Below are 6,995 nucleotides of genomic sequence, written 5' to 3' on the forward strand. Positions count from 1 at the left end.
CACCACCCCTTCTTCCGGCTTTGCGAACAACTACGTCAACGTCGTGGCGCCCAATGCAGCGGTCGGAACCATTCAACTGGATGGCACCACCATTCCGGCGGGCAGTTTCACGGCTATCGGCTCCACGGGCTTTTCGGGTGCAGCCGTGTCCGTGTCCATCGGCACCCACAACCTGACGGGCAGCGGCCTGCCGTTTGGAGTCACCGTGTACGGGTTTAATAATGTCGATTCCTACGGTTACCTGGGCGGCGCGTCCTTTGCTCCCATCGCCACTGTGAGCAGCATTGTGCTCAGCCCTAAGAATTCGACTGCAATGGTGGGGACGGAAAAATGCGTCACGGCCCTGGTGAAAGACCAAAACGGAAATCCTGTGAACGGCGTCCGGGTGGACTTCACGATTACGGGCGTAAACTCAGCGAGTTCCGGCTTCGCCAATACCAACGCCAGCGGAATAGCTACTTTCTGCTACACGGGTGCGAATGCCGGAACCGACAACCTGGTGGCTGCCATTGGCACCCTGAGCGACAACGGAAGCATCACCTGGGGTGCCGAGGAACCGCCGACACCGCCGAGTACGAGTTGCGGCCCCAATAACTCCATGGTGGTGGTCTGCTACTATGGCGTGACACATTGCGTAACAAAGAAAATAGCCGACCGCTATCTGAAGCTGGGGGCCAAGTTAGGAGCTTGTGGCTCCGGCAACGCCCGCATCGGCGTGGAGGAGTCCGTACCGGAAGTTCCCTTCGCCCTGTCGATGAAGGGTTACCCCAACCCCACGGCGGGCAACCTGACTCTGGAAGTACTGAGCGAAATCTCCGGCCCCGCCCAAATGCAGGTGCTGGATCTGACGGGCCGCGCCGTGCAGCAGCGCACCGAGCAGTTGCTCGAAGGGCTCAACGAGGTCAAGTTTGACCTGACGGCCCAGCCCACGGGTACTTACTTGATCCGCGCCGTCGATGGCAGCAACCGTCAGGGTGTCGTGCGGGTTAACAAGCAGTAGTTTATTCTGAAATGCTTTTCCTGGATGAGAAAGGGCTGGAACGTTCCAGCCCTTTCTCTATTCAAACCAGGGTATTCTCAGTTTTTGAAAAAAGGCATCCTCCCCTATCTCCTGCACCTGCCCCGGCAACAAATTACCAAGCGCAAGGTCTTCGATAGCCACACGAATGAGCCGCTGACAGGGGTGACCCGCGGCCCGGGTCATTTTCCTGATTTGATGATACTTGCCCTCGGTGAGCGTAATACGCAGCCACGAATGCGGGATGCCCGCGCGGTATTCGTAACCACCGGGAAAGAGATTCTCGGGTTCTTCTACCAAATCTACTTCGCAGGGCGTGGTCACGTAGTCCACGTTGCCTTTGATACGGATGGTTACGCCTGTACGTAGCTTTTCGAGCGTCGCATTGCTCACTTCGCGATAGACGCGCACGAGGTAGGTGCGCGTATGAGGCACTTCACCTTGAAAGAGCAGCTTCGTTACTTTTTTGTTGGTCGTCAGAATTAGCAAACCCTCCGAGTGATTGTCGAGACGCCCGATAGGATGCGTGCCTTCGGAAAATTCGTAGTCCAGCTCGCCCAGCATCCGGCCCTGTCCGCCGATGAATTGGGAGAGCATGTCGTAAGGTTTGTTGAGGATAAAGTAGCGGTGTTTTGGTTCAGCGTTCAGAGTTCAGGGTTGAAAATGAGATTTTAGAAGTAGAAATTAACAAAAATCTGTTTTGATGAGTTAAACCCAGCGGCCTTAACCCACAAATTTTCTGGGTTTTGTCCAAAAAAGGCTATTTTTTGGCTATGGGAAATCTGCAAAAACCCTTTACGATCAGTTCTACCGCGCCGGATGCGGCGCGGGACGAAGGTCGTGATCTTTGGCGGGACTTCCAGGCGGGCGACCAGGCTGCTTTCGAGTCTTTGTACCAAAACCATATCCAGCTTTTGATTGCTTACGGGCGTAAAATTACGACCGATCACAATGCCATTCAGGATTGTATCCAAGATCTTTTCGTTGAGCTTTGGGAAAGCCGCCAAACCATCGCTTACGCGCAGTCCGCCAGGCATTATCTGCTCAAAGCCCTGCGCTACAAAATCGTGCGGCAAATCCAGCTCGACCAATCGGAGACGCTGGAAGAAACCCATTTCCCCATCGAACACGATAATGCCGAAAGCCAATGGCTGCTCTCCGAAACCTCGCTCCGTAATTCCCGGCGGTTGAATTCAGCCATCGGCCAACTTCCCAAGCGCCAAAAGGAAGCCATTTACCTTCGCTATTTTGAAGAACTGAGCAACGAGGAGGTGGCGCAGGTCATGGGGGTCAACTACCAGTCGGCCTGCAAATTTATCTATACTGCCCTGAAAAACCTGCGCGAGCGGATGCAGTTATCGACCCTGATCCCCCTTCTCACGGCCTTTTTATTGTTTTCTTGAAATTTCTTTGAAAAAAATGGACTAAAAGAAGTCCGTTTTTACACTAGAGAGAATAGCCCCAACTCCGCTCCCCGATGCCAAAGGACTTTTCGCATTTTGAGATTGAAGATTTCGCATTCCACGAATCCTTTCAGGATTGGGTGCTTCGGCCCCAATCGGCCCACCGTTCTTTCTGGGAAAAGTACCTGGCGGCGTACCCCGGCCAAACCAACAAAATGCTGGCTGCCCGCCAACTCGTGCTGCAATTAAAAGCCACGCAACAAGCCCCGTCGGATATGGAATTATCCCGCGCGATTTGGCAAAATATCCAACAGCGCACTCAGCCACCCCGACGAATCTTCCGGCTTTCACCGACGGCCTGGCGGGTAGCGGCATCGATCCTGTTGGTGATTAGCCTGGCTGCTTCGGCGTGGTGGTTCCAGCGCGAAAACCCTAAACCCTCGCTCTCACTATCGTTCGAGACGACTTCGCCTACGCCCACGCTGGAAGAGGTCAATCGCACCGATAAAATTCTCAAAGTCCACCTCAGCGACGGAAGCGTGGTGAGCCTGAGCAAGGACAGTCGCCTTACTTACCCCGAAACCTTCGACGCAGCGCGGCGCGTGGTGACGCTGAGCGGGGAAGCGTTTTTTGAAGTACAGAAAAATCCTGACCGCCCTTTCCTGGTATATGCCAACGAGACAGTGACGAAAGTTCTGGGCACGAGCTTCCGCGTGGCGGCCTACGACGACGCGCCGGACGTGACTGTTCAGGTCAGGACGGGCCGGGTGTCGGTGTTTGTCAGGAAAGACTTCGAGGAAGCGTCCGCCAAAGCGCAACGCACGGGCGTGGTGCTGACGCCCAACCAGCAGGCCGTTTTCCTGAAAGACCAAATTCAGTTGAGTAAAACCCTCGTCGCTACGCCGGAACTGCTCACGCCGCCCAGCCAGAAACCCTCCTTCAATTTCAATAATACCCCTTTACAAAAAGTATTCGACACGCTGGAACAAGCCTACGGAGTAGAAATCGTAGCCGATGCCGACCTAATCGCCCATCGCTCTTTGACCGTCAGTATGGAGGACGAAACCCTCTACGAAAAGCTGGACGTGATTTGCAAGACCCTGGACCTGACCTATCAGATTGTGGATGCCAAGGTGATTGTGGAGGAAAATATGTTCAGAGTTCAGTCTCTCAATAAAAACTTTGACCCTTAACCTTAAACCAAAAACATGAAAACACCTTAACAAAAAAAACGGTCGGCGATGCGCTAACACCACCGACCGAAAACTGCTCCCCGGTAGCCCGGCAAGGCCAAGGGGAAATGTTTTGCCAATTGCCTATTTATTAACCAACAAAACTTCTAAAACTATGAAAAAACTTCGACTACCCGTCAAATTATTCGTGGCTATGGTCAAATTCTCCTGTTTTCACCTATTTGTTGTGATGCTGACCTTCGGAATCAGTCTGGCGGAAGAGACTAATGCCCAAGAGCTACTGGCGCGTCCCGTTTCGGTGAACATTACCAACCAGGACATGCGTACCGCCTTAGCCAGGATTGAAAAATCCGCCGATGTAAAATTTAGTTACGACCCTGCCCTGCTTCGCAATTCCGACAAAGTCAGCTTGAATACCCGCGAAGAGCCACTGGCCATAGTATTGGACAAAATCCTTCTCCCCATGCGACTTACGTATCACGTGGCGGGTAAGTACATCATCCTCCGACGCCAGCAGACGCAAAGTCTGCTGGAACACCGGAGCAATTTAACACCACTTATCATCCCGGTTGATATTTCGGTATCGGGCAAGGTAATCGACGTGAAGGATGGCAGCGGCCTGCCTGGTGTCAATATCCTCATAAAGGGTACTTCGCGCGGCACATCCACCGACCAAAACGGCGAGTACAGCTTGGCGGTACCTAACGAAAGCGCCGTCCTGGTGTTTTCGTACGTGGGCTACGAACCGGTGGAAAAGGTGGTTGGCAACCAGAAAACGCTGAATGTCTCGCTGAAAACTGACGACAAACTCCTGAACGAGGTGGTTGTGGTGGGCTATGGCACCCAAGGCCGGGGCGAACTGACGGTGTCGGTCGCGCAGGTGAAAGGTTCAGAGATTCAGAACATCCCCAAAACCAACCTGACCGAGGCTCTCGGGGGCCGGGCGGCGGGCGTTGATGTGGTGACGGGTTCGGGCGCACCCGGCGCGGGCAGCACGATCCGTATCAGGGGAGCCAATTCCGTCAATTCTAACGCTAATCCGCTGATCGTTATCGACGGCTTTCCGGTGGCTGCTAGTGCCAACGACCTGTATTCAGGTTCACGAATGGGCGTTTCTGGCGACCGGACGGATATCCTGTCGATGATCAACCCCAACGACATCGAGTCCATCGAAATCCTGAAAGACGCCGGGGCCACTTCGATTTACGGCGCTCGTGGGGCCAATGGCGTAATTCTGATTACGACCAAAACTGGCCGTACCAGCACCAGCGGCATGAACGTCAGCATCAACACCGGGGTGCAAAAACTGGCCAATTCCTGGGATTTGATGAATGCCAATCAGTTTTCCAATCTGCTCTTCGACGCCTATAGCCGTGGCGGGGTGAATATGCAGAACCTGGCTTTCAACCCTGGTCAGCAACTGGCCATCCCGACCGACTACAACACCAACTGGCTGGATGAAGTACTCCGCACGGGTTCGATTCAGGACTACAATATAACCTTCAACGGCTCGTCGGACAAGACCAACTACTCCGGCTCGGTGGGCTACCTCGATAACCAGGGCGTCATCAAGTCCAACTTTTACAAGCGTTACTCGGCCCGCTTCAACGCCGAATCGGCGGCTTGGCGAGGCCGGGTGCGCTTCGGCCTGAACACCAACTTGTCGTACGTGGATCAAAAGTCGATCAGCAACAACCGCGTGTACAACAACGCCATGAGAATGGCTCCCAACTATCCTGTACGCTTCCCGAGCGGGCAGTACGAAGGATTCTACCTTACTTCCGACGGCACCGTGAAAGCCTTCGAAGAACTTTGGGGCAAAAACTACGGCGTGGCCTCTTCCGGTGCCCTGAACACCCAAACGCCCTACCTGGACATCGACGTGGCGCGGGCGCCGATCAATACGGCCCGTATGATCGCCAACGGCTTTTTGAGCATCGAACCGATTAAAGGACTGGTGTTAAAATCATCCATCGGTACGGATTTGAACTACACCAAGATGAAGTACCTGATTCAGAACGTGGGTCCCTTCCGGCCCACGGGCGGCTCGCTGGAACACAAGCAAAGCCAAACCTACTCATGGTTGGTCGAAAATACGGCGACTTACACCGCTAAGTTCAACAAGCACTCGATCACGGCTTTGGTAGGCCAGTCGGGCCAGAAATTCTATCAGGAAGGGCTGGGCATCGCGGTAGAGGAAGCCGACCCAGGCAAAATTCTGATTGGAAATAATCCTTTCTTTGTGGATGGATTTTCCTTCAACAACGGTCAGCAGGACCACCTGACCGACTCCCACAAATTCGCCGACGTGTCGGACTGGACGGTGGCCTCCTATTTCGGACGACTGAACTACGCTTACGAAGACCGCTACCTGCTGACGGCCACCCTGCGGCGCGATGGCTCCTCTAAGTTTGGTAAGGATAGCAAGTGGGGTAACTTCCCGGGCCTGTCGGCCGCCTGGAACCTGCACAACGAGAGTTTCTTCAACGTTCCCAACGTCAACTTGCTGAAAGTGCGGGGTAGCTGGGGCATCGTGGGCAACGGCAATATTGCCTCCTACCAGTCGCAGGCGCTGTTGCGCTCTGTTCCCTCTTACCTAGTCGGTGTCGTAATCGCTGGCACCGCCACTAACCAGGTAGGCCTGGTCGATCCGGCTCTGGCTTGGGAATCGACCCGGCAGGTGGATATTGGGATCGATGCCAAGGTTTTCAACCGTTTCAATATCACGACGGATATGTATTGGAAGAAGACCTACGACCTGCTTTACGCGCTGAGCCTTCCTTATTCTACCGGTTTTCCGTCCATTCAGACTACCAACCTGGGCTCGCTCAATCAGGTAGGTTTCGAGTTTTCGATTTCCGGCGATTTGGTGCGGGGGCAAAATGCCAAAGGCTTCAACTGGTTCGCTGCGCTCAACATGGATCACCTGACGGGAAAGATCACACAGCTGCCGCCTAACAATTTGTGGGTGGGCGACCGCATCAGGAGCTACCTCAACCAACCCATCGGCACCCTTTACGGCTACCAGGTGGAGGGGATTTATAACTCTCAGAGTGAGTTGGACGACCCCAACAATCCTTACAAGAGTGCGCAACTGGGCGACTACAAGTACCGCGACCTCGGTAGTACCAGCCCGACGGGCCAGTTCCTGAACACGCCCGACAACAACATCACCGCTGCTGACCGCACTGACCTGGGCAACGTCAACCCGATCATTAGTCTCGGCTTCAACAATACGCTGAGCTATCGCAACTTTGATCTGACACTCTTTTTCCGTAGCTCAGTCGGCAACAAAATATACAACGAAGCACGGCGCAACTTGTTAGACACCAGGGGTTCGCGCAACACCATCACGGAAGCCCTCGACCGCTGGACGCCCAC

Annotated in this window: 5 protein-coding genes; 4 read left to right on the top strand and 1 reads right to left on the bottom strand. The window is 54.2% G+C overall.

Annotated elements, in window-relative coordinates:
* A partial coding sequence (locus ACEW8P_RS01230) for an Ig-like domain-containing protein (protein WP_373511292.1) occupies positions 1-1,000 on the top strand: 1,000 nt, incomplete at its 5' end.
* 57 nt (positions 1,001-1,057) lie between these two features.
* On the opposite strand, the gene ACEW8P_RS01235 is transcribed toward ACEW8P_RS01230, so the two are convergent.
* On the bottom strand, positions 1,058-1,666 hold the full coding sequence (locus tag ACEW8P_RS01235) for a pseudouridine synthase (protein WP_373511296.1): 609 nt from the start codon (positions 1,664-1,666) through the stop codon (positions 1,058-1,060).
* Positions 1,667-1,791: 125 nt separating this feature from the next.
* Here ACEW8P_RS01235 and ACEW8P_RS01240 point away from each other — a divergent pair, with 125 nt between their 5' ends.
* The 3 genes from ACEW8P_RS01240 to ACEW8P_RS01250 all read left to right on the top strand — a co-directional run.
* Positions 1,792-2,421: an RNA polymerase sigma factor gene (locus ACEW8P_RS01240; RefSeq protein ID WP_373511293.1), complete on the top strand. Its 630-nt coding sequence runs from the start codon at positions 1,792-1,794 to the stop codon at positions 2,419-2,421.
* Positions 2,422-2,495: 74 nt separating this feature from the next.
* On the top strand, positions 2,496-3,614 hold the full coding sequence (locus ACEW8P_RS01245) for a FecR domain-containing protein (RefSeq protein WP_373511294.1): 1,119 nt from the start codon (positions 2,496-2,498) through the stop codon (positions 3,612-3,614).
* A gap of 154 nt (positions 3,615-3,768) precedes the next feature.
* The coding region (locus ACEW8P_RS01250; RefSeq protein WP_373511295.1) for a SusC/RagA family TonB-linked outer membrane protein at positions 3,769-6,995 on the top strand (3,227 nt) is incomplete at its 3' end.

The organism is Persicitalea sp. (genome assembly GCF_041751555.1).
Taxonomy (GTDB): Bacteria; Bacteroidota; Bacteroidia; order Cytophagales; family Spirosomataceae; genus Persicitalea.